This window comes from Actinokineospora enzanensis DSM 44649, from assembly GCF_000374445.1.
Lineage (GTDB): Bacteria > Actinomycetota > Actinomycetes > Mycobacteriales > Pseudonocardiaceae > Actinokineospora > Actinokineospora enzanensis.
The window spans coordinates 1-20,463 of sequence record NZ_KB894443.1; the positions used below are offsets into that span (position 1 = coordinate 1).

General features: G+C 71.0%; 20 protein-coding genes. 13 read left to right on the forward strand and 7 right to left on the reverse strand.

All coding sequences use genetic code 11. The annotated features are described in order from the left end of the window. The 3 genes from C503_RS41640 to C503_RS45175 all read left to right on the forward strand — a co-directional run. Window positions 1-304: acyl-CoA dehydrogenase family protein (locus C503_RS41640; protein ID WP_033401290.1), on the forward strand; the 304-nt coding region annotated here is incomplete at its 5' end. Window positions 305-361: 57 nt separating this feature from the next. Continuing rightward, window positions 362-754, forward strand: coding sequence for a hypothetical protein (locus C503_RS41645; RefSeq protein ID WP_245572643.1), 393 nt, complete (start codon window positions 362-364; stop codon window positions 752-754). Next, the gene (locus C503_RS45175; RefSeq protein ID WP_084477437.1) at window positions 751-1,326 is read left to right on the forward strand and encodes a DUF3558 family protein; all 576 of its coding nucleotides are present in this window, start codon (window positions 751-753) and stop codon (window positions 1,324-1,326) included. Before C503_RS41645 ends, C503_RS45175 begins: the two co-directional genes overlap by 4 nt. A gap of 2 nt (window positions 1,327-1,328) precedes the next feature. On the opposite strand, the gene C503_RS0132450 is transcribed toward C503_RS45175, so the two are convergent. Further along, on the reverse strand, window positions 1,329-1,979 hold the full coding sequence (locus C503_RS0132450; RefSeq protein ID WP_018686399.1) for a TetR/AcrR family transcriptional regulator: 651 nt from the start codon (window positions 1,977-1,979) through the stop codon (window positions 1,329-1,331). A gap of 96 nt (window positions 1,980-2,075) precedes the next feature. Here C503_RS0132450 and C503_RS0132455 point away from each other — a divergent pair, with 96 nt between their 5' ends. Beyond that, a complete protein-coding gene (locus tag C503_RS0132455; protein WP_245572644.1) occupies window positions 2,076-3,551 on the forward strand; it encodes an MFS transporter in 1,476 nt (491 codons plus the stop codon). Window positions 3,552-3,702: 151 nt separating this feature from the next. After that, window positions 3,703-4,461: an SAM-dependent methyltransferase gene (locus tag C503_RS0132460; RefSeq protein WP_018686401.1), complete on the forward strand. Its 759-nt coding sequence runs from the start codon at window positions 3,703-3,705 to the stop codon at window positions 4,459-4,461. A 33-nt stretch (window positions 4,462-4,494) separates the two neighbouring features. Here the strand turns inward: C503_RS0132460 and C503_RS0132465 are convergent, their stop codons facing one another. Next, on the reverse strand, window positions 4,495-5,826 hold the full coding sequence (locus tag C503_RS0132465; protein WP_018686402.1) for a hypothetical protein: 1,332 nt from the start codon (window positions 5,824-5,826) through the stop codon (window positions 4,495-4,497). 99 nt (window positions 5,827-5,925) lie between these two features. Then, window positions 5,926-7,059 carry an OmpA family protein gene (locus C503_RS0132470; RefSeq protein WP_018686403.1) on the reverse strand — a complete coding sequence of 378 codons (1,134 nt, stop codon included), beginning with the start codon at window positions 7,057-7,059 and terminating at the stop codon, window positions 5,926-5,928. Window positions 7,060-7,328: 269 nt separating this feature from the next. Between C503_RS0132470 and C503_RS0132475 the strand changes: the two genes are divergently transcribed. From C503_RS0132475 to C503_RS0132495, 5 genes are all read left to right on the forward strand, one after another. Continuing rightward, window positions 7,329-8,195 (forward strand): helix-turn-helix domain-containing protein, encoded by an 867-nt coding sequence (locus C503_RS0132475; protein WP_018686404.1) that lies wholly within the window; start codon window positions 7,329-7,331, stop codon window positions 8,193-8,195. Between the two features lie 12 nt (window positions 8,196-8,207). Further along, window positions 8,208-8,405, forward strand: a complete 198-nt coding sequence (locus C503_RS0132480; protein ID WP_018686405.1) for a DUF397 domain-containing protein — start codon at window positions 8,208-8,210, stop codon at window positions 8,403-8,405. Between the two features lie 142 nt (window positions 8,406-8,547). After that, a complete protein-coding gene (locus C503_RS0132485; RefSeq protein ID WP_018686406.1) occupies window positions 8,548-8,736 on the forward strand; it encodes a hypothetical protein in 189 nt (62 codons plus the stop codon). Between the two features lie 100 nt (window positions 8,737-8,836). Continuing rightward, a complete protein-coding gene (locus C503_RS0132490; protein ID WP_018686407.1) occupies window positions 8,837-10,339 on the forward strand; it encodes a serine/threonine-protein kinase in 1,503 nt (500 codons plus the stop codon). 66 nt (window positions 10,340-10,405) lie between these two features. Continuing rightward, window positions 10,406-11,749: a WS/DGAT/MGAT family O-acyltransferase gene (locus tag C503_RS0132495; protein WP_018686408.1), complete on the forward strand. Its 1,344-nt coding sequence runs from the start codon at window positions 10,406-10,408 to the stop codon at window positions 11,747-11,749. A 4-nt stretch (window positions 11,750-11,753) separates the two neighbouring features. On the opposite strand, the gene C503_RS41655 is transcribed toward C503_RS0132495, so the two are convergent. Continuing rightward, complete coding sequence (locus C503_RS41655) at window positions 11,754-12,257, reverse strand: hypothetical protein (protein ID WP_018686409.1); 504 nt, start codon at window positions 12,255-12,257, stop codon at window positions 11,754-11,756. A gap of 66 nt (window positions 12,258-12,323) precedes the next feature. Between C503_RS41655 and C503_RS0132505 the strand changes: the two genes are divergently transcribed. From C503_RS0132505 to C503_RS0132515, 3 genes are all read left to right on the forward strand, one after another. After that, window positions 12,324-12,743, forward strand: a complete 420-nt coding sequence (locus C503_RS0132505; protein ID WP_018686410.1) for an SRPBCC family protein — start codon at window positions 12,324-12,326, stop codon at window positions 12,741-12,743. Between the two features lie 50 nt (window positions 12,744-12,793). Next, window positions 12,794-13,045 carry a DUF5302 domain-containing protein gene (locus C503_RS41660; RefSeq protein WP_018686411.1) on the forward strand — a complete coding sequence of 84 codons (252 nt, stop codon included), beginning with the start codon at window positions 12,794-12,796 and terminating at the stop codon, window positions 13,043-13,045. Between the two features lie 182 nt (window positions 13,046-13,227). Continuing rightward, window positions 13,228-13,557 (forward strand): hypothetical protein, encoded by a 330-nt coding sequence (locus C503_RS0132515; protein ID WP_018686412.1) that lies wholly within the window; start codon window positions 13,228-13,230, stop codon window positions 13,555-13,557. A gap of 1,793 nt (window positions 13,558-15,350) precedes the next feature. Here C503_RS0132515 and C503_RS43780 read toward each other — a convergent pair. From C503_RS43780 to C503_RS0132530, 3 genes are all read right to left on the reverse strand, one after another. Then, entirely contained in the window at window positions 15,351-16,316 is a 966-nt protein-coding gene (locus C503_RS43780; RefSeq protein ID WP_156893668.1) for a hypothetical protein, read from the reverse strand. 103 nt (window positions 16,317-16,419) lie between these two features. Beyond that, complete coding sequence (locus tag C503_RS0132525; RefSeq protein ID WP_018686414.1) at window positions 16,420-17,205, reverse strand: SMP-30/gluconolactonase/LRE family protein; 786 nt, start codon at window positions 17,203-17,205, stop codon at window positions 16,420-16,422. A 345-nt stretch (window positions 17,206-17,550) separates the two neighbouring features. Beyond that, window positions 17,551-20,436, reverse strand: a complete 2,886-nt coding sequence (locus tag C503_RS0132530; protein WP_018686415.1) for an AAA domain-containing protein — start codon at window positions 20,434-20,436, stop codon at window positions 17,551-17,553. Window positions 20,437-20,463 lie beyond the last annotated feature (27 nt).

Below are 20,463 nucleotides of genomic sequence, written 5' to 3' on the forward strand. Positions count from 1 at the left end.
CCAGCTGGAGGCGGACTGGGAAGCCGCCCGCCTGCTCACCCTGTCGGCGGCCTGGCTGGCCGACAACCGCGAACCCAACTCCCTACAGGCCAGCATGTGCAAGGCGAAGGCAGGCCGAACGGCCTCCGACATCACCCTCCGCTGCGTGGAACTCGCAGGCCCTCTCGGCTACGGAGAGAATTCGCTGCTGGAGAAGTGGGCGCGTGACTCGAAGATCCTGGACATCTTCGAAGGGACACAGCAGATCCAGCAGCTCATCGTGGCCCGGCGGTTGCTGGGGAAGACGTCGACCGAACTGAGGTAACACACGCTCGCCCAACCCCGCCCTCGGCTACGATGTCGCCGTTGCGGGGAGGACAACATGTACGCACCAGAAGCAATGACGGCGATGAACAACAGCCTTACCGGCTTCCTCAACGCCGCCAACACCGGCGAGTTCGCCGTCAACGAGACCGGCGGCCAGGCCATGCTCACCGCCATCCGAAACATGATCGACTGGATCGATGAGAACCGGGTGCGTCTGGAGACGCTGCAGCGCGCACCCATGCTGGGTTCCACCAACAACGCCGAGGTCATGAAGCCGTACATGGTCGCGGTCGCGACGGATGAACGAGGCTTCCTGACCCAGCTCATGAAGATGCGGGAGTCACTGGCGCACGCCCAGGACGCCATCAAGACCGCCATGGCAAACTATCAGAACACGGATCATGCCGCTGCGGGCGCGATGACTGCTTCCCAGGAGCAACACCAATGACGACCTCGCCCCGACGCGCAAGGACCGCCCTTGTCGTGACGTGTGCAGCGTTGACCCTCGCGGCCTGTGCTGACACCACAACGGGAACAGCGACCACGCCAGCCGGAATACCGTCGAATCCGTCCCCCACGAAGGTCGCTCCATCTACCACCAAGACCAGTACGAACAGCTCACCTCTCGCCGCACTCAAGCCGTGTGAGCTGCTCACTGACGCAGCAAAGTCGCAGTTGGGTATCACCGGCTCGGGTAGTGAACTGAAGCTGGGTGGAGCGCGGACCTGTGAGTATCGGATTCGTGGGGAGAACGAGACCACGATCTTCAGCGCCCAGCTGTGGGACCGTGCTGGTCTGTCGAGCTTGTCCGGCAATCCGAACAACACGGATGTGCCTGACATCGCCGGGCGGAAGTCCATTCAGACCGCCCAAGGTGGCGGCGCCGGGACGTGTGCTGTCTCGATTTCCGTCACCGATCATGCTATGGCCGCCGCGAGTGTCGTCGCAGGCGTGGACACGACCAAGGCCTGCCAATTGGCCCGGCAGACAGTTGAGTTGATGGAGCCGCAGTTGCCCTAGGGCTACTTGAAGCGGAACTCGCGCATGGCCGTGGAAAGTCGCTCATGGGTCAACTCCGCTGCCGGAAGAGCGCAGTTCCCTGGCGCCCGCAGCCCATCAAGCACCAGGCACAGATACCGACGCCACAGGTTCGGATCGATCGAACGCGTCAGATCCGCCGCCGTCGTCAACATGATGATGAGCGGACCAAGGTCCGTCGACTCGAAGTCCGCCCGAAGCGTGCCCTGTGCCTGCGCGCGCAGTACCAACGAGTCCACCGCGGGTTCGAAGTGTTCGGCGATCTGCCGCATCCGCCCGAAGTCCTCGTTGGTACAGATCTCGTACAGCCCCCGGTTGGCCGTCTGCCGTTCCACGATCTCCGTGATCAGGCAGGTGATGCCGTGCCACGGGTCCGGGTCCGCGGCGATCGTGTCGATCAGGTCGAGGATCTCGCCGAGTAGTTGGTCGAAGACGGCGGAGACGAGGGCGTCCTTGTTGGGGAAGCGGCGGTAGACGGTGCCGACGCCGACGCCTGCGTGGCGGGCTACGTCGTCGAGGGTGACGCTCAGGCCGTGGGTGGCGAAGACCTCGCGGGCCGCGTGGACCAGGCGGGTGCGGTTTCGCTCGGCATCGGCGCGTAGTGGGCGATGCTCCGGTCGGGTGTCAGAGGTCACTCTCTCAGTCTAGCCGGAAGCGGAGATGGTGTCTCCACTTCTGTTAGCGTCAACACCGCAGGAAACGCACATCTCGACCAGGGGGCGACCTTGACACTGTCCGACTCCATATCGACCGCGCCACCCTCCACCGACCAGGAGTCCGGCAGCGGTAAGCGCTGGCTGATCCTGGCGGTGATCGCCATCGCCCAGGTGATGGTGATCCTGGACGCGACCGTGGTGAACATCGCGCTGCCGTCGGCGCAGCTGGACCTCAAGTTCAGCGATGACCAGCGGCAGTGGCTGATCACCGGGTACGCGCTGAGCTTCGGCAGTCTGCTGCTCATCGGCGGGCGGGTCGCCGACCTGTTCGGGCGCAAGATCACGTTCCTGGTCGGGGTCGCGGGCTTCGCGATCGCCTCCGCCATCGGGGGTGCCGCCGGGTCGTTCGAGATGTTGGTGGCGGCGCGGGTGGGGCAGGGCGTGTTCGCCGCGCTGCTGGCGCCTGCCGCGCTGTCGCTGCTGACCACCACGTTCAGCGATCCGGCCGAGCGCGGCAAAGCGTTCGGCATCTTCGGTGCCATCTCCGGCGCGGGTGGCGCGGTCGGCCTGCTGCTCGGCGGCGTGCTCACCGAGTATCTCGACTGGCGCTGGTGCATGTACGTGAACCTGGTGTTCGCCGCGATCGGCTTCCTCGGCGGCATGGCGCTGCTGAGCCACAGCACCGCCGAGACCCGGCCGAAGCTGGACCTGCTGGGCGTTCTGCTGGCGACCGGGGGCATGTTCGCGCTCGTCTACGGCCTGGGCAACGTGCCGACCAAGGACTGGGACGCGCCGGAGAGCTGGGGCTTCCTGAGCGCGGGCGTGGTGCTGCTGGTGGCGTTCGCGGCCTGGCAGGCGCGCACCGAGCACCCGCTGCTGCCGCCGCGGATCCTGCTGCACCGCAACCGGGGCGGGTCCTTCCTGTCCATCTTCGTGCTCTGCGCGGGCATGTTCGTGATCTTCCTGTTCCTCACCTACTTCATGCAGTTCAACCTCCAGTTCAAGCCGGTGACCAGCGGCGTCGCCTTCCTGCCGATGATCGGCACGCTGATGGTCGGCGCCACCGTGGCCACCACGGTGCTACTGCCGCGGATCGGCCCCAGGCTGCTGGTGTCGGTCGGCATGGTGATCGCGGGCGCGGGCATCGGCCTGCTGGCGCTGCTCAAGGTGGACAGCACCTACGCCTCCGGCGTGCTGCCCGGCCTGCTGGTCTCCGGTCTCGGCATCGGCCTGACCATGGCCTCGGCGATGAACGTCGGGGTCGCGGGCGTCGAGGCGCACGACTCCGGCGCGGCCTCCGCGGCGCTCAACGCGATGCAGCAGATCGGCGGCTCGATCGGCACCGCGGCGTTCAGCACGATCGCCGCGAGCGCCGTCACCTCCGCCATGACCTCGGGCAAGGGTGCCGAGGCGGCGAAGGTCGCAGGCTACAGCGCGGCCTTCACCTGGAGCGCGATCCTGTTCGTCATCGGCGGCGTGGCCTGCGCGTTCATCCTCCGGCCCGGTGTGCCGGACGAGCTGAGGACCGCGGCTCCGGCCGTCCACATGTGACAGTCCACAAAGGGCCCTCGGTACTCGCCGGGGGCCCTTTGTCGTGCCAAGGGGCCCGCGGATGTCACCCGTTCCGCGTCCTGCCCGGACCGCCCGCCGACTAGTATCGTGACGGGCGGAACGGGCGACCCGGTGTGCTGGGGAGGCAAACGTGGGCGAGATCGATCCCGATCGGGCGCACCCCGCGCGGATCTACGACTACCTGCTGGGCGGCGCCTGCAACTTCGAGCCGGACCGCGTCCTGGCCGAGCGCATCCTGGAGGTCATGCCCGGCGCGGCCGAGGCCGCCCGGGTCAACCGCGCCTTCCTGCGCCGCGCCGTGCGCTACTGCGCCGACCAGGGCATCCAGCAGTTTCTTGACCTCGGTTCCGGCATCCCTACGGTCGGCAACGTGCACGAGACCGCCCCCGGCAGCCGCGTCGCCTACATCGACAACGACCCCATCGCGGTCGCGCACAGCGAGATCGAGCTGGCCGACACCCCGACCGCCGAGGCCGTGCTGGGCGACCTGTGCGACCCGGATGGCGTACTCGACGCCGAACCGGTCCGCCGACTGATCAAACCGGACGAGCCGGTGGCGGTACTGATGGTCGCGGTCCTGCACTTCATCCCGGAGCCGTACGACGCGCTCGCCCGGTATGTCGCGGCGATGCCGTCCGGCAGCTACCTGGCGTTGACGCACGGCACGGTCGACACGAAACCGCCCAGCAGCGGCGACGTCATCAACCTGTACGAGAACAGCGGTTCGAGCGTGGCGCCCCGGAGCCGGGAGGAGGTCGCCGCGCTGTGCGACGGGTTGGCGATCGTCGAGCCCGGGGTGGTCTGGACGCCGGAGTGGCACCCGGACGCGCCGCTGACCGCCGACCCGCGCGACGCCATGGCCTACGCGGTGGTCGCCCGCAAGCCCTGAGCGGGCAACCACCGGGTGAGTGTCCTACTGGGATCATCGCGGTGCCGGGATGCGCTCCGAGCTGGGGGACAGGTCGGCGGTGAGGGCGAGGCGCCGGGACCGGGCCTGCGCGATGGCCTGTTCCGATTGCGACAGTGCCACGGTGATGGCCGTCTCGTCCACCGAGAGGCGGATCGGGAGCGCCGACCGCGGACTGTCCGTGTTCGGGGTGACGCTGGGCACCGGCGCCGCGGAGAGCTGTCGCGACAGCAGGATCGCGCGGTGGGTGGGGATGTAGCAGCGGCCGATGCGTGAGCGCAGACGTGCGTGGCAACGGCGGGCGCGGGCATCGAGTGTGTGGGCCCGCGACAGGGCGCGGTCGGCGCGGCGGAGCGAGCGCGTCTGTGTGTGGGCGGTGTCGACCAGGACGCGGGTGAGTGTGGTGGCGCGGCGGGTCAGCGCGGAACCGTCGAAAGCCTCCTGCTGGACGATGATCCACGGCGCGGCCAGTGCGCAGGCGGCCAAGGCCAGGCCGATCACCGTGGCGACACCGACCTCGTCGACGAGTTCGCCTTCGTGGCGTACGCGCAGATAGATGGAGAGCGCGGCGAAGACGCTTACCACCAACAGCAGCAGCACCGAACAGGTGATCACCGCGCTGCGCGGCGGGAACTCCTCGACCGAGTCCGACACCCGCCACGCCCACAGGCGTTTGCCGAGCTCCATCGCGAGCTTGGCCTGGACACCCGCGCCGAAGAGGGCGAACGCGGTGGCCGTGACCAGGGGGACCGGGGTCGGCGCGGTCCAGTCGATGTTGAGCAGCAGGCCGAAGACCATGAACAGGGCGATCGCGTCCACGGCCAGGAGCAGGTAGGCGATGGCGGTCATCAGGCGGCCGCGGGACTGCAGATGGGTCGTGATGCCCGCTTCCACCTCCTCGTCGATCCGGTCCATCGTCTCCGCCAGCAGCGGTCGCGCGTCCCGGGCGGTGACGGCCCAGCCGTGCGTGGCGGTGACCTTGCCCTTGCCGCCGCGCAAGCGGTCCGGGGCGAGGAGGGCGTCGGTGCACAGGTCGGTGGCGCGGACGGCCGCGGCGTGGGCACCCGCGCACAGCCGGCCGATGCGTCGGGAACGCCGGTGTACCAGGCGGTTTGCCTTGGCCAGGGCGTGGCTCTCGTGGGCCAGTTCGCCGTGGTCCTCGCCGCCGCGACGGGCCAGGAAGGTGGCGTGGTGGGCTAGCGCAGGGTGCCGCAGCCACAACGACACGGGCAGGGCCCGCGGTCGGGTGGGGACGGTCATCGGCGCGGACGCCTGCTCGGGGTGCGTGGTGACGCGGAACGGGCCGCGGTCGCCGGGGGTCCGACGGCGGGGGAGGCGCGGAGCCATGGTGGTCTCCCTTCCTGCTGTGCGTGCTGAAAGCCGGAGGGCACTCCGCAGGCGACACTGGCTGCGGCGACCCGGGGGGCCGCTGGGGGCGGAACGGGTTCAGGAGCCGATGGTGAGTGCGACGCTGCGGTTGCGTTGGGCGGCGGCGGGGATCAGGTTCCCGGCCGCGTCCCGGTCGGCGATCAACGGCCGGTCGTAGCCGACGCCTTCCACCGTCAACGCGGCGGCGGGGATGCCGCGGGCGACGAGGGCGTCGCGGACGGCTTCCGCGCGTTGCAGGCTCAGGGTGCGGGACGTGTCGGCCGGGCCGACCGAGGCGGTGCGGCCGACTAGGTGGGCGTGCGCGCTACGGGGAAATCCAGCGGCGAGGCGGTCGAGGACCGGGGCGGCGTCCGGGAGTAAGGCGGCGGAGTCGGGGCCGAAGAGGATGTCGCTGGGCAGCTCCACCGGCGTGGCCGCGGCCGGTGCGGTGATCTCCGGCAGGTGCGGCACCGGCACGACCGGGACGGGGGTGGTCGACTTCGGGGTGCCGCCGGGCACCGGTTCGTCGTCCTGGACGCAGTCCCCGCCGCCCGCGCGGCAGAGCTTCAGCCACAGTTGGACCAGGCGGGCGCGCAACGGGGCGGGCAGTGTCTCCTGTGGCGGGTCGACCTCGCCCAGGCCGGTGAACACCACCCGTTTCCCGTGCAGGTCCGGCACCAGGCCGTCCCGTTGTGCCTGCTCGATGACCGCGTCTGTGCCGACCTGGTCCCAGCCCAGTCGGTCGAGCGCCAACGGGCCGGTGGTCTGGACGCCGGAGCTGATCAGTACCGCGGTGACCTTCCCGGGTGTGCGGGCGACATAGTCCAGCAGGCCCAGCAGGTCCAGCTGCGGCGCCTGGCTCGCGGCATCTCCCAGGACGCCGCCGACGCGGGTCACCTCGCGCGTGGTCAGCTCGGCGCGGCGGGTCGGGTCGTGCTCGATCTGGGTCCCGCGGCGTAGGCGCAGGTCGCCGTCCTCGATGACGGTCGGCCGCTGTGGGCTGGTGACCACGACGCGGAGCCGGGCCGTGTCGGTGGCCAGGGCGGTCTCGATCTCGTGGCGGGCCGCGGTGGTCAGGGACGGGCGCTGCTCGTTGGCCACCGCCGTCGCGGCGATGACCAGCAGTTCACCGTCCGTCGGGGCAGGGGTGGCGCAGGCGGCCAACGCGGTGAGCGCGGCGGCGGTGAGCACGGTCGGGAGCGGGCGGGACATGCTGACCTCCCCTCGTCGAGAGGGCGGCTACACCCTCCAGGCCAGGTTGCGTCATGAGATCCCGTGAGGCAATGCCTTCATGCAATTGCATGGATCAGCCCGGCAAGATCACTCGAATGGCCCAACTCCGTGTCCCAAAAGTGTCCAGTCACCCGCTGGACCTGCCGGTGGGCACTGGTAGATTCCGGCGCCAGTATCACGGGGCAATCCCCCGATGCAATTGCACCAAGGGACCCCGGCCGCCCCGGCGACCGGCCGAGGAGGCGAGCATGCCCGCACAGGGACCCCTGATCCCGCGTCGCAGGCTGGGCACCGAGCTGCGCACCCTGCGCGAGGCCGCGGGCCTGCACCTGGAGGACGCCGCCGAGCGGCTGGAATGCTCCATCTCCAAGATCAGCCGACTGGAGAACGGGCGCGGCGTGCCCAAGGCCCGCGACGTGCGCGACCTGCTCGACCTCTACCACGTCGCCGACCAGCGGCTGCGCGACCGGCTCGTCCGGCTCGCGGGCGATGGCCGCAGGCAGGCGTGGTGGCAGGACTTCTCCGAGGTCGTCTCCACCAACGTGGACATGTACATGTCGCTGGAGGCCGAGGCGTCGAAGGTCCGCGGCTACGTCACTTCCACCATCCCCGGCCTGCTCCAGACCGAGGACTACGCCCGCGAGCTGTTCGCCACCATCTACCCACGCGCGAAAGAGCTGAACGCACAACGGTTGGAGATGCGCATGCGCAGGCAGCAGGCGGTCGCCGAACGCGCCGAACCGCTCCAGCTGCACATGGTCGTCGACGAGGCCGCGCTGCACCGGCGGGTCGGCTCGGCGGCGACCATGCGCGACCAGCTGGCGCACCTGGTCGAAGTCTCGCAGCGGCCGAACGTGGCCCTGCGCGTGTTCCCCTTCGGGCTCGGCCCCGACATCGCCGGACAGTGCACGTTCGTCGTCTTCACCTTCGAGAGTGAAAACGACCGCAACGCCGTCAATATCGAGGCCAGTCTGGACGATCGGTGGTTGGAGCAGGAGAACGAGGTCGCGCGCTATACCAAGATTTTCGAGGAGCTGTCGCGCAGATGTCCCGATGGTGACGGATCGCGCGCGCTCCTGGAAACGATGATCCGGCAGTATTCCCACGAGAGATGACTGGCCCAAGAGATGACACAGCGTTTCCGGCAGAGCAGCTTCTGCAGCACCGGCGCCTGCCTGCAGGTAGCCTTCCCGCAGGTCGGCGGGGTCACTGTGCGTGATTCCAAGGCGGCGGCGAGTCTGCCCGCCTTCCCGGATGCCGCCGTGTGGCGGACTTTCACCGACAAACTCCGGACCGGTGTGTTCGATTCGGCGGACCGGCTGTGAACACGCGGTAAAGGTGCCCCGGCGTCCACTGGTTGCCGGGGCACTGGTTTATCCGGTTACATTCCGGTAACCTGGCCGCACGGTCGCTCGACGAGGTGTGACCCGCTTTCTCCGGTGACGCCGATCGAAGGAGGGTGCGGCCATGTCGGTCTCGTTCCAGCGGAGTTCCCGGTGCAGCACCGGCGGCTGCGTCGCGCTCGGCTACTCGCCGCGCGCGCTCTACATCCGCGACACCGTCTCCGGCGACGTCGTCGAGGTGCGCGGCGCGAGCGCGCGGGCGACGCTGGTGGCCTACCTCAAGCGGTCGCCCCTCTCGCAGCGTGCGGAGTGATGAACTCCCTGTCACCAAACCGATGCCGCGCATCAGTCGTGCGGACGAATGATCGGTCCGTCGGGGTGGTTCGCTAGTCTCGGCACCTCAATCGCCTGCTGTGGCGCACACACGCGAGGAGTACCTGGTCATCGAACAGGGTGAGTTGGTCGCCGGACGCTATCGGCTGCAGGAACCCGTGGGCAGCGGTGCCATGGGAGTCGTCTGGCGCGCGAAGGACGAGCGGCTGGAACGGGTCATCGCGCTCAAGCGGCTGATCATCCGGCCCGGCCTCACCGCGGAACAGGCCGACGAGGCGCGCAGGCGGGCCATGCGGGAGGGGCGGATCGCCGCCCGGCTGCAGCACCGCAACGCGATCGCCATGCTCGACGTCGCCGAGCACGACGGCGATCCCTGCCTGGTCATGGAGTTCCTGCCGTCCCGCAGCCTGTCCAAGGTGCTGGCCGAGGACGGCACCCTGCCGCCGGAGCAGGTGGCCGCGATCGGCTCCCAGGTGGCCGCCGCGCTGGCCGCCGCGCACGCGGCCGGGATCGTGCACCGGGACGTCAAGCCCGGCAACATCCTGCTCGGCGACAACGGCACCGTGAAGATCACCGACTTCGGCATCTCCCGGGCCATCGACGACGGCACCGTCACCGACACCGGCCTGCTCGCCGGCACCCCCGCCTACCTGGCCCCGGAGATCGCCCGCGGCCACGACCCCAGCCAGGCCTCGGACGTGTTCTCGCTGGGCGCAACGCTCTACCACGCGGTTGAGGGCGCCCCGCCGTTCGGCCTGAACCCGAACCCGCTGGCACTGCTGCACGCGGTCGCCTCCGGCGAGATCACCCCGCCGCGGGGCGCGGGCGCGCTCACCCCGACGCTGATGTCGCTGCTGCGCGCCGAGCCCGTCGACCGACCGACGATGGAGGAGGCCGCGGGCGTCCTCGCGCTGCCCACCGCGCCGCTGCCGGTGGCCACCGCCGTCCCGTTCGAGCCGCGTACGGTGCCGCGGCGCAGGCCCGTCGCGCAGGCCGCGCCCGCGACCCGGATGGTGGCCACGCCGCGCTTCGAGCAGGGCGCCACCCCGCCTGGCCCCAAGCGCGGGGTGCTGATCGCGCTGCTGCTCGGCGTGGTTGTGCTGGCCGCCGCCGTCACCTTCGTGCTGATCGACGCGAGCCGCGACGACAAGGGCACGTCCGTGCCGCAGACCAAGGTCATCACGGTCAGCCAGAGTCCGCCACCCACCACCACGACCCAGTCGACCACCCTCACCACCCAGCCGTTGCCGGAGGCGCAGAAGGTCACCGACTTCAGCGCCGCTGGCCTGCTGATCATCGACTATTTCGGCGACGGCACGCCGGAGACCCGGTGGGGCCAGCTCGGCCCGAACGGCCAGGCGGTGTTCGGCGGCCTGGACGCGTTCAAGGCCTACTGGGCCCAGTTCCAGTACATCTCCTCCCGCAACGCCTACGGCGTGACCTCCAACCCGGACGGTTCGGTCAACGTCCCGGTCGATGTCACAGTGAAGGGCACCGACGGGGTGGAGGGGACCAAGCACAAGAACGTGAAGGTCGTCTCCCTCGGTGGTAGGTACCTCATCGATTCCGACTCGCGGTGGTAGACACCTGGGCGACCGACTCGCGCTGAGCCCCGTCCACCCGGGACAGCCGAAGGACGGAGGACGGCCGTGCCGCTGATGCCCGTGACGGACGCGATGTTCCTGCTCGGTGAGACGCGGGAGCACCCGCTGCACGTGGGCGGTCTACAGCTGTTCACGCCACCCGACGGCGCAGGCCCGGACCACGTGGGCGAGCTGTTCCGCGCGCTGCTCGCCGACGGCCGGGTGGCGCCGCTGTTCCGGCGCAGGCCGCGGGCGCCGGTGGGCAGCCTCGGTCAGCTCATGTGGACGGACGACGACGAGCTGGACCTGGAGTACCACGTCCGGCTCTCCGCGCTGCCCGCGCCGGGCCGCGTGCGGGAGCTGCTGGAGCTGGTGTCGCGGCTGCACGGCTCGCTGCTCGACCGGCACCGGCCGCTGTGGGAGTCCCACCTCATCGAGGGGTTGCGGGACAACAGGTTCGCCGTCTACACGAAGGTCCACCACGCCCTGCTCGACGGCGTCTCCGCGCTGCGGCTGTTGCAGGACACACTGACCGCGGACTCGGACGAGCGGGACATGCCGCCGCCGTGGGCCCCGCGTCCCGCGCGGGCGCGTACGGCACGCGACCGCCCCGGGTTGTCCTCGATCGCGCGCGACGTCCTCGGGTTGGGACCGGCGGTCGCCCGCTGGGTCAACCAGGCGTGGCGGGAACAGGCGGGAACGCTCCCGTTCGAGGCGCCGAAGTCCATGTTCAATGTGCCGATCACCGGCGCCCGCCGGTTCGCCGCCCAGGGTTGGCCGCTGGACCGGGTGCGCGCGGTCGGCGAGGCCGCCGGGGCGACCGTCAACGACGTCATGCTGGCCATGTGCGCGGGCGCGCTGCGCCGCTACCTGCTGGAGCTCGACGCGCTGCCGGACCGCCCGCTGGTGGCCGCGGTGCCCATGTCGCTGCGCGCGGGCGACGGTGACAACGGCGGCAACGCACTCGGCCTGATCCTCACCACGCTGGCCACCGACCTGCCCGAGCCCGCCGACCGGCTCGCCGCGATCATCGCCTCGACCCGGTTGGGCAAGGCCGCCTACCAGGGCATGAGCAGGCTCCAGGTGACCGCGCTGAGCGCCATCCCGTTCGCGCCGCTGGCCGTGGCCCTGCTGCCGGGCGCGGTCCGGCTGACGCCGCCCGCGTTCAACCTGATGATCAGCAACGTGCCGGGACCGGCGGAACCGCTGTACTGGAACGGCGCGCGGATGAGCGGGGTGTACCCGGTGTCGGTGCCCTACGAGGGGCAGGCCCTGAACATCACGGTCACCAGCTACGCGGGATCACTGGAGTTCGGACTCACCGGCTGCCGCCGCTCTGTCCCGCATTTGCAACGCTTGTTGACGTATCTCGACGCGGAGCTGACCGCGTTGGAAGAACAGGTGCTCTGAGACTTCAATCCTCGTCCCTGGGGCGCGGGCGGACCGGGCGGGGTATCCGGGTCAGCGCGCGCACACGCCGGGTTCGGCCGTGTACCGCCAGTAACGCCAATAACTCGCCGTCGACCTCGGCGGCCAGCCGCCGCTGCGCCCAGTCGGAGGCGGCGAGCACGGCGTTGACGGCCACCTCGCGCCCGGCCAGCGCGTCGTGCACCAGCCGCCACTCCGCGAGCCGGGCGCGCACCGCGGGAACATGGTCTACAGCCGGAGACATTCGGTCCGCCCACGCGCGGAACCCCCTGGCCGTCGCGGCGCGGTCGTCGATGCGGGCGATGGCGGCGGCACCGGCCATGGCCTCGTCGGGGTCGCGCAGGATCGCGGCGAGGAAGGCGCGCTCGTCGGCCGGGGTGGCCGCGCGGTACCAGGCGAAGCGCCGGTGCTCGTCGGCCAGCGCGCGTGGGTCGTGCACCGGACGGTCGGTCAGCGCCGCCGCGGCCGCGATGTGGTCCAGCAGATTCACCGTTTCCTCCACCGCAAAGGGTAGTCGCCGGTGCCCGCGGACGATCATCGGCGCTACCCTCCCGGGATGCGGTTCCAGCAGCAGATCGACGTGGCCGCGGCGCCCGCCGCGGTGTGGGGGATCTACTCCGACATCGAGCGGTGGCCGGAGTGGACCGCCTCGGTGACCTCGATCACCTCATTGGACCCCGGTCCGCTCCGTGTGGGGAGCCGCGCGCGCGTCCGCCAGCCTCGTCTGCCGGTCACCGTGTGGACCGTCTCGGAGCTGGAAGAGGGCCGCACGTGGACCTGGGTGGCGGGCGGGCTGGGCGCGCGCACGGTCGCCTGGCACACCGTCGACCCGCACGGCGAGGGGGCCAGGGTCTCGCTCGGCCTGGAGATGACCGGTCCGCTCGGCGTGCTGGTCGCCCGGCTGGTGGCCGGGCTCACCGACCGGTACCTGGTGCTGGAGGCCGAGGGCCTCAAGGCCCGCGCCGAGGCGGGGTGACGGTACGGTCGGGGGGTCCCGTGCCGCATCGCCCTCCTGGAGGTCCACCCGTGTCCGAGGCGCCCGACCAGCCCGCGACCACCACCGAGGCCGACACGGCCGACACGGCCGACGCGGCCACCGAGGCCACGGCCGTGACCGCGCCGGGTCCGCAGGACGTCAAGGCCCGCTTCCGCGAGGCGCTGGCCCGCAAGCAGGCCCGCGCCCAGTCCGGCGAGGGCCACGCCACCGGCGCGTCGAAGATCCACGACGCGCAGGGCCGCGCGGGCGGCAAGCGACAGTTCCGGCGCAAGAGCGGCTGACCGCGCGCGGGCGAATCGGCAACCATTGTCGATTCGCGTGGATAACGCGTGCACCGATGGGCAACGAACCCGTACCCGCCGGTTCACGAAAGCGCCCCCGAATGGTCGAATCCGTTCCGGCGTAAGCACTTGGCCCGCCCGTATGTTGTTACGGGCGGGCGCTCCGCCGCGATTTCCCGCACATGGTGCGAAGACCGTTGCCGCGCGCCGCCGCGGCGTTGGTGTTGCCCCCGTTCGTGATCGCCACCGCGATCACCGGCTGCGAGGCGCCGACCGACCGCGACTGGAGCTGTTCGGCCACCCGGTGCGAGCTGTCCATCACCGGCTCGCCCACGATCGAGGTGCTCGACGCCCGGCTGAAGGCCACCGTGGGCCGCGGCCAGGTCCGGGTCGCGGCCGACGGCGTCGACGTCACCCTCAACCCCGGCGAGGCCGCGCTGGTCGGCGGCGTGCGGGTGGAGCTGCGCGCGGTGGACGAGGACGGCCGTGCCGATCTTGTCGTGACCGAGTGAGTTTCACCCCCGGGCACGCCGGGTACGTCACTTTCGGGAGGCGCGAACTCCCTGTCAGACCCCGACCGCTGATCGCGCCCGAGAGCCCTCCCCCCTGGCGCCCGGGCAGCGGAGCGGTCGGGCCAGGCAGGCCCCGGTAACCCCCAGCCGGGGCCTGCCACTACCTCCGGCCCCATTCGGCGCACATGCAGGCGCAAGGCCGATTTACGAATTCGCCCACCGCGCAACCTTCGCCGTCGCCGCACCCGCCTGACGTCGACCACCACGGCCCGCCGTGCACACAACGTGACCCGCCTCGCGCTGCGCCAGGACCCCGCCGACCTCGCGTTTCCCGGGTTGTCCACAGGCAAGATCATCATTTCCCCGGCCCCGACTTTCCTTCCGCTAGAATGGAAACTCGGGGGATTCCCGCCCTTTCAGTCCTAGTGGGATGGTTATCCACAGACCGCTTTCAACGCCTCGATCTTTGTCGTACCCCCGTGGTAGCGTGGGAATTTGGGGGAACCTCCGGGGCTTTCACCCGAAGTGGGATGGTTATCCACAGGCTGATGGGAGCGTGCTCGACAGCGGTTCGGGCATTGCGATAGCGTTGATTTCGGGGGTCCCCTGGCGAGTTGTCCACAGGGGTACGGAATTGTTCACAGGGGTGTTCCTGGGCTGTTTACGCGTGGGTCGGCCGGTTAGGGTGAAAATCGGATTCGCGGCCGCTGGGTGGGTGGAATCCGGTTATCGGCGAGTCGCGGGAGATGGGGTTTCGGGTGGGTGATGGGATTCCGTCGTGGGGGTGAGAGGTGATCGCGGAGGGTGGCCGAATTGCGCGTTACTCGGCCAATGGGGTGCGTTCGGGCTTAACGCAACGACGTTCGTTTGTGGGATCGATGACGCGGGCATGCGGAGCGGGGCCGAGGGACGCCCGGCGGAGCGCGCGGGGGTGCGGGGTTGGCCGGGCGGTCGGACGGGGCGGAAGTCCTGAATGTCCGATCGGAGCCCTACCGAACGGTAGCGCCAGGCCCTCCGACTAGGCCGAAAGAGTGTAGTCGACCCGTCGCGGGCGGTGAGTTAACGAAATTGATGACCGCTAAGTGATGGACGTCGTTGCTAGCGAGGCCAGAACCGGGGACGATGGCGGTCGGAACGGTGGACCGCGCCGTGCAGGGTCGGCGGCGGATCATCGTCCGTTCTCATCGCCTCTGCGGTCGCCGCGGCCGGGACACCGCGCACCGCGCCCTCGCGCGATGGGAACGGCGGGCCCCGGAGGTCGGGTGGAGCCGACACCGGGGCCTGTCACGCTTAAGCGGCCGAAAGCGCCGGGGGCGCGGGAAAGTGAGCGACCCTCTCGTTGTGGACACCGACGCCGTGCCACACCCGACACGGCACGCAGAGACCGCCCGACGGACCACATGACACACGACCCGAGCGGGACGACAGGGCAATCGAGCGGGCCGGGCACCAGCGGGGCGGAGTCGCACGACCGGACGTGCCACGCGGGTCAGGGGTCGGCAGTGGGCGTAGGGGCAGGCAAGCGAATGTGTCAGGCGGGCAGGAGGCTCCGGCGGGCTGCGCCGCCGGAGCGGTGTGCCAGGCGGCCTGGGGCGTCAGTGGGGCTGAGGCGTCAGTGGGGCTGAGGCGTCAGCGGATAGGGGTGCGGGATCGGCCGGGCGTGCGAGGCTGGGCCGCCAGTGGGTCGAGGCACCAGGCGGACTGGAGCTGTCGCTGGGGCTGAAGCATCAGCGCGCGGCTGCGTGAGACGGGCAGGCGTCGGCGGGTGGGCGTGCGGGATACGAGCACGGGTATCAGCGGGCGGCGTCGCCGGATTCGTCGTAGTCGCCGTGGTCGCGGTTGCCTCGGGGCCAGAGCGGTTCGGCGGTTTCCGGCCGTGGCAGGGCCCGCCGGTCCTCTTCGGACGGGATGCGGGGCCAGCCGACGGCGCTCAGTGCGGGTCGCTCGCCCTCCAGTCGTTCCGCGTCGAGGCGCTCAGCGTACTGCGGGGCGATCTCGGTCTTGGTGACCGCGGCGGAGAGTCGGGCGAAGGTGGGTAGCAGGTCGGCGGCCTCGCGGACCTGTTCCGGGTGTCGGGCCAGCCACCACACCACGGCCGTGCCCGGGTCGATCAGCACCTCCTCGGCCAGGTATGCCCGGGTGCGCTGCTCCAGCTCCTGCTCGTGGTGCCGGACCTGCTTCTCCTTGCGCAGCTCGGTGAGCCTGCCGAGCCTGCGCGCGTCCTCGTCGGGCACGGTCAGACCGACGTTCTCGGCCCAGGTGATGATCTGCCCGGAGCGGTCCGGCGCCATCGCGCCGAGTTCGGCGGCCAGGCGGGTCTGCACGACCTCGGCGTCGGTGGGCGAGCCGGTGACGGTGACCTGGCGGGCGCGTTCCAGGATCGAGTGGACTGCCAGCCCACGCAGGTTCCCGTGCTGCGGCACGCCCGCGTTGGGCGTCCAGCAGACCGTGCAGGTGAGGATGAACCGGTAGTACGGCTCGGCGCTGTCCACCGGGATCGACGGCACGTGGTGCTCGGCCCGCGGCGGCGCCTCGGGTTCGGGGCGGGCGCGTTCGCGGACCGCCTCCGCGCGTAAGGCGCGTTGTTCGCGGTGGAACAGGATCTGCTTCACGACCAGCGCCGCGAGCCCCAGCGCCACCACGAGCACCGGGATGGTGACCCAGTTCGCCCAGCCGAATGCCAAGCCTGCGGTGATGGGGGCGAGGACGGCGAACCCCACGATGATCGCGGGCGCGCGCCAGGGCGCTGCTGTTTCCACACCTAGGTGGGTACCTCTTGCGGCCGTCGAGTCGGTAGAGCGATCAAGCGGATTCGCTCGAACATACGAACCGCCGGATGCTGACGGTCACGGCGTGCTGCGGTCAGAGGACCGGGCGGGGGACCGCGCGGCCGCGCCGGGGCAGCCCCATCCAGCGCACGGCGGGCTGACCGCGCACCCCGGCGTCGCAGGCGTGCACCGTGCCGTCCCCGGTGGTGATCAGCATGGTGGGTCCGGCGAAGCAGCAGTCGGCGGCGTCCGGGAGCCGGACGATGGTGTACGAGGTGCCGGTGTGGTCGATGCGGCGCACGGTGTCGCCCGCCGCGACCCAGACGAACCCGTCGATGTCCACTGCGACGCCGCGCGCGTCCGGGACCAGCCCGCGCTCCGCGCCTATCGTGCCGTTGGCGAGGTCGAACCGGTGTGCCACCAAGCCGTCCGCGCCGACGCGGAAGAGGACGGTGGTGTCCGGGCTCCACGCCAGACCGTGGGTGGGGCCGGACAGGACGGGGTGGACCGAGCCACTGAGGTCCACGCGGTACAGCGTGTCCTCGGTGCCCAGCCACAGCCTGCCTGCCGGATCGCACCAGACGCCGTCCGCGGGCGGGAACTCCAGCGGGAGCACCCGGCCGTCCCGGCGCAGCAGCACCGGTTCGCCCGCCACCACCCAGCCGTCGCGGGTGGCCACCGCGCCCACCGCGCGCCCGTCCACGCCCAGGGTGGCCACGTGCCGGGGGCCCAGTTCGGTCATCCGGCCCAGTTGCAGCCTGCGCGCCCGCGCGTCCACCCACGACAGTTCACGGCCGGTCCAGCTCAGCCCGCGCACCCGGCGACCCAGCAGCCCGACGCAGGCGTCGGCCACCAGCTCGTTGGGTCTGATCCGCGCCATCCCGCCTCCGTAGCCAACTGGTCTGAACCATTGAGTGGTCTGAACCAATGTGTCCGGGTTGGCGCCAGAATGCAAGCCCCGGATGTCACCAGATTCCCCCGCTCCTGGGCGGGCATCCGGTCGTTCGTCGGTACACCACCCATCCGGGCGACACGAGGGCCCCGACAGGCGGCAGCGGACTCGCGTGCGGTGGAAGTGCGCGCCCCGATCGGGTAGGGGTTGTCGAGCCCCGGCGAGTGCTCACCATCCACCCCGTACCGATGCCCGGCCCGGCCGCCACGTTCCGATTCGATGACGATCATGGGTGGACCGGGGTACATCCGGACGTCCAGGACGTGAACGGCCTCAATCGCCCCAGCGGGTCACCGCGGTGGCGTTGGCACCGTCCACGTACCACTGGCGCCGCGCGCCGTCCCAGCGGGCGCCGACCTTCTTCGCCTCTTCTTTCTCCGCGAACGGCACTTTCAGGTACACGCGCGCGCCCGCGGGCAGTCCGCGCCGCGGTCGGGTCGGCTGGGCGCGGTGCACGGTGACCCGGGCCGCCTCGCAGGCCACCGGGCTGGCCAGGCGCATCATCAGCTCGGTGGCGCGGGTGTCGGCGAACAGGTTGAGCGAGCCGTGCCAGAGCACGTCGTCGACCACGACCATCTTCTCGTGCATCTGGTCGCGGGTCTCCACCGCGAACCCGTCGGCCGCCAGAGCACGCAGGATCGGCTCGTGGTCGGGGTGCTCGTCGGCGCCGCGGGTGAACAGGCGTACCGCGGTGCCCCGGGCCAGCGCGGCCAGCAGCGCCGGGCGGAACCGGGGCATGCGGCGGCTGTGCAGGAACGGGCAGTAGATCTCGATCCGCCGGGCCGCGCGCGCGAAGTCCCACAGCACGGCCGCGTCGACCTCGTCGGCCGGGAAGAACGCGGGCCGCGCCAGGTCGTCGGCGGCCAGGTCGCCGAGCTCGGCGGCGGTGCGCACCGGGATCAGGTCGTCCAGCGGGACGTGCCGGGCGTGCGCGGTGAGGTGGTCGAGCATGACCCGCACCTCGCTGCCCGCGGGCAGCCGCTCGCGCAGGTGCGCCACATCGGCCACGACCACCACGTGGTCCTGCGCCCGGCTCAGCGCCACGTTCAGCAGCCTGCACGTCGTCGAGTCCGGACCGACGCCCTCGTAGAACACGCCGAGCCGCCTGCTCGCGCCGGACACGGTGTCGATCACCACGACCGGGCGCTGGCTGCCCTGGAAGCGGTGCACGGTGTCGACCAGGCCCGTGAACTGCTTGCCCAGCCGCTCGGTCAGGTGCCCGTCGAGCAGCTTCACCTGCTTGCGGTAGGGCGCGATCACGGCGAGCACGGACTTCGGGTCGACGCGGTCGTCGCCGCGCGCGGGCAGCACGCCGTCGTGTTGCAGCAGGCGCACGTACTCGCGGATCAGCGCGGCGTGGACCTCGTTGCGGTAGGCGGTGCCCGCGAGCCCGGCGCGGCCGCTGGTGTCGATGAGCACCAACGGCCCGGACAGCACCGGCGAGCGGACCACCGAGGACACGTCGCTGCGCCCGGTCCGCAGTGGCGCGTCCGGATAGGCCACGGCGTTGACCACCGCGCAGATCCCCGGACGCATCCGGTACTGGGTGCCGAGCCGGGCCAGACGCGGATCCTCGCGAACCTCGCCGTTGGGCCCGATCACGCCGGAGGCGCGGAAAGCGTCGCGGCTCAACCAGTGCCGGACAGTCGCGCGCTGTTCCTCGGTCGCCTGTCGGTCTGTCTCACCTGTGACGACTGCGGGCAGTTGGCGGAAGTCACCCGCGAACACGACACGTTCGCTCGCGCGGCTCGCGAGGAAGACAGCGGTCGGGAGATCGACCATTCCGGCTTCGTCGACCACGACAACCTGTGGCGAGAAGGGTAATCCGCCCTGATAACCGCGTTGGGTGGTCATGGCCGCGAGACGGCAGTTGGCTTGTACGCGCTTGGGCAGTTCCGCGAGCGTTGCCGTCGCCTGGGTCAGTTCGTCGGCTATCGCGGCCGCTCGTGCGCGTAACGTCGCCGCGTCCGTGATTCCCGCGCGGTGGACCGCCGCGTCCGCTTCCGTGTGCAACCGGGTCAGATCCCGTTGGGTGGTGGCGATCGCGGCGTCCACGGCGGTGAGATCGCGCAGCGGTACCACCCGCTGGCGGGCCAGCTCGGCGCGTTCGGCCCGGGTCCGCTCGGCCCTGCGCTCGGTGAAGAACCGCTGTTTCTCCAACGCGTCCAGCTGCCGGTCCAGCCCGGCCACCTGACCGTCCACAGTGGTCAGATAGCGCACGATGTCGGCCCGACGCGCGTGGTGGCGGCCGAGCGCGGCCACCGCGGCCTGGACGGCGGCGCGCGCGGCGTCCGCCGCCTCCCGGTCGTGCAGCATGCCCGTCACCACGCGTTGCTGTTCGCGCAGTTCGGCCACGCGAGTGGAGATCCCCGCGCCCAGCCGGGCGACCACCTGGTCCGGATCGATCACGTCGCCGTACCGGCCGACCAGACTGGACACCTGCGCCTCGCCCACCCGCCGCACCAGGCCGTCGGCGAAGTCCGGCAGATCGTGCACCAGGTCGCAGACGCGTTCCAGCGCCTGGTCGACGGCCACGTGCGTGGGCGCGACGAACAGCACCGACCGGCCCTGCCGCAGGCTGCCCTCCACGATCCGGGCGACCACATCGGTCTTGCCGGTGCCCGGCGGTCCCCAGATGAACGTGATGTCCCCGGCCAGCGCCCGCGCCACCGCGCTCTGCTGGCTCAGGTTGAGCTTGCCGAACTCGGTCGTCAGCCGGGCCGCCTCGGTGGACACGGCGGTCTTCGCCCGCGCGCCAAGCACCAGGTCGGCCTTGCCACGCCCGAGCACATCGCCGATGGCCTCGCGCAGCGCGATGGCCGAGCGGGCCGGGTCCGCGCGCAGGAACACCACCGGGGGCTCGGCGCCGAGGTCGACCGGACAGCTGAACCGCGCGTCCCGCCCGGTGACCTCCACCCCGGTCACCGGGTGCCATGGGCCGCGGGTCCCCGCCCGCGCCACCAGCGCCGAGTCCCTGGGCAGGTCCGTCGGCCAGGCGGTCACCCTGGCCAGGTAGTACCGCCCGGTCGGGTCACCGCCGGTGGTGCGGGCGGACACCAGTCTCGCCGTCGGCGCGGACGCGTCGTCGGCCCGGCGGAGACTGGTGATCTCCGCGGTCAGCGCGGCGCGCATCCCCGCGACCGCCTCGCGCGGCGACATCGGCCTCCCCTCGCCGACGGTTCCGGC

Bases quoted from the DNA above. Each gene is read 5' to 3' on its own strand.
- C503_RS0132530 (WP_018686415.1), bottom strand. From the start codon at position 20,436: ATGTCGCCGCGCGAGGCGGTCGCGGGGATGCGCGCCGCGCTGACCGCG.
- C503_RS0132525 (WP_018686414.1), bottom strand. From the start codon at position 17,205: ATGGCGCGGATCAGACCCAACGAGCTGGTGGCCGACGCCTGCGTCGGG.
- C503_RS0132480 (WP_018686405.1), top strand. From the start codon at position 8,208: ATGACACAGCGTTTCCGGCAGAGCAGCTTCTGCAGCACCGGCGCCTGC.
- C503_RS0132485 (WP_018686406.1), top strand. From the start codon at position 8,548: ATGTCGGTCTCGTTCCAGCGGAGTTCCCGGTGCAGCACCGGCGGCTGC.
- C503_RS0132475 (WP_018686404.1), top strand. From the start codon at position 7,329: ATGCCCGCACAGGGACCCCTGATCCCGCGTCGCAGGCTGGGCACCGAG.
- C503_RS45175 (WP_084477437.1), top strand. From the start codon at position 751: ATGACGACCTCGCCCCGACGCGCAAGGACCGCCCTTGTCGTGACGTGT.
- C503_RS0132470 (WP_018686403.1), bottom strand. From the start codon at position 7,059: ATGTCCCGCCCGCTCCCGACCGTGCTCACCGCCGCCGCGCTCACCGCG.
- C503_RS41645 (WP_245572643.1), top strand. From the start codon at position 362: ATGTACGCACCAGAAGCAATGACGGCGATGAACAACAGCCTTACCGGC.
- C503_RS0132515 (WP_018686412.1), top strand. From the start codon at position 13,228: ATGGTGCGAAGACCGTTGCCGCGCGCCGCCGCGGCGTTGGTGTTGCCC.
- C503_RS0132505 (WP_018686410.1), top strand. From the start codon at position 12,324: ATGCGGTTCCAGCAGCAGATCGACGTGGCCGCGGCGCCCGCCGCGGTG.
- C503_RS0132465 (WP_018686402.1), bottom strand. From the start codon at position 5,826: ATGGCTCCGCGCCTCCCCCGCCGTCGGACCCCCGGCGACCGCGGCCCG.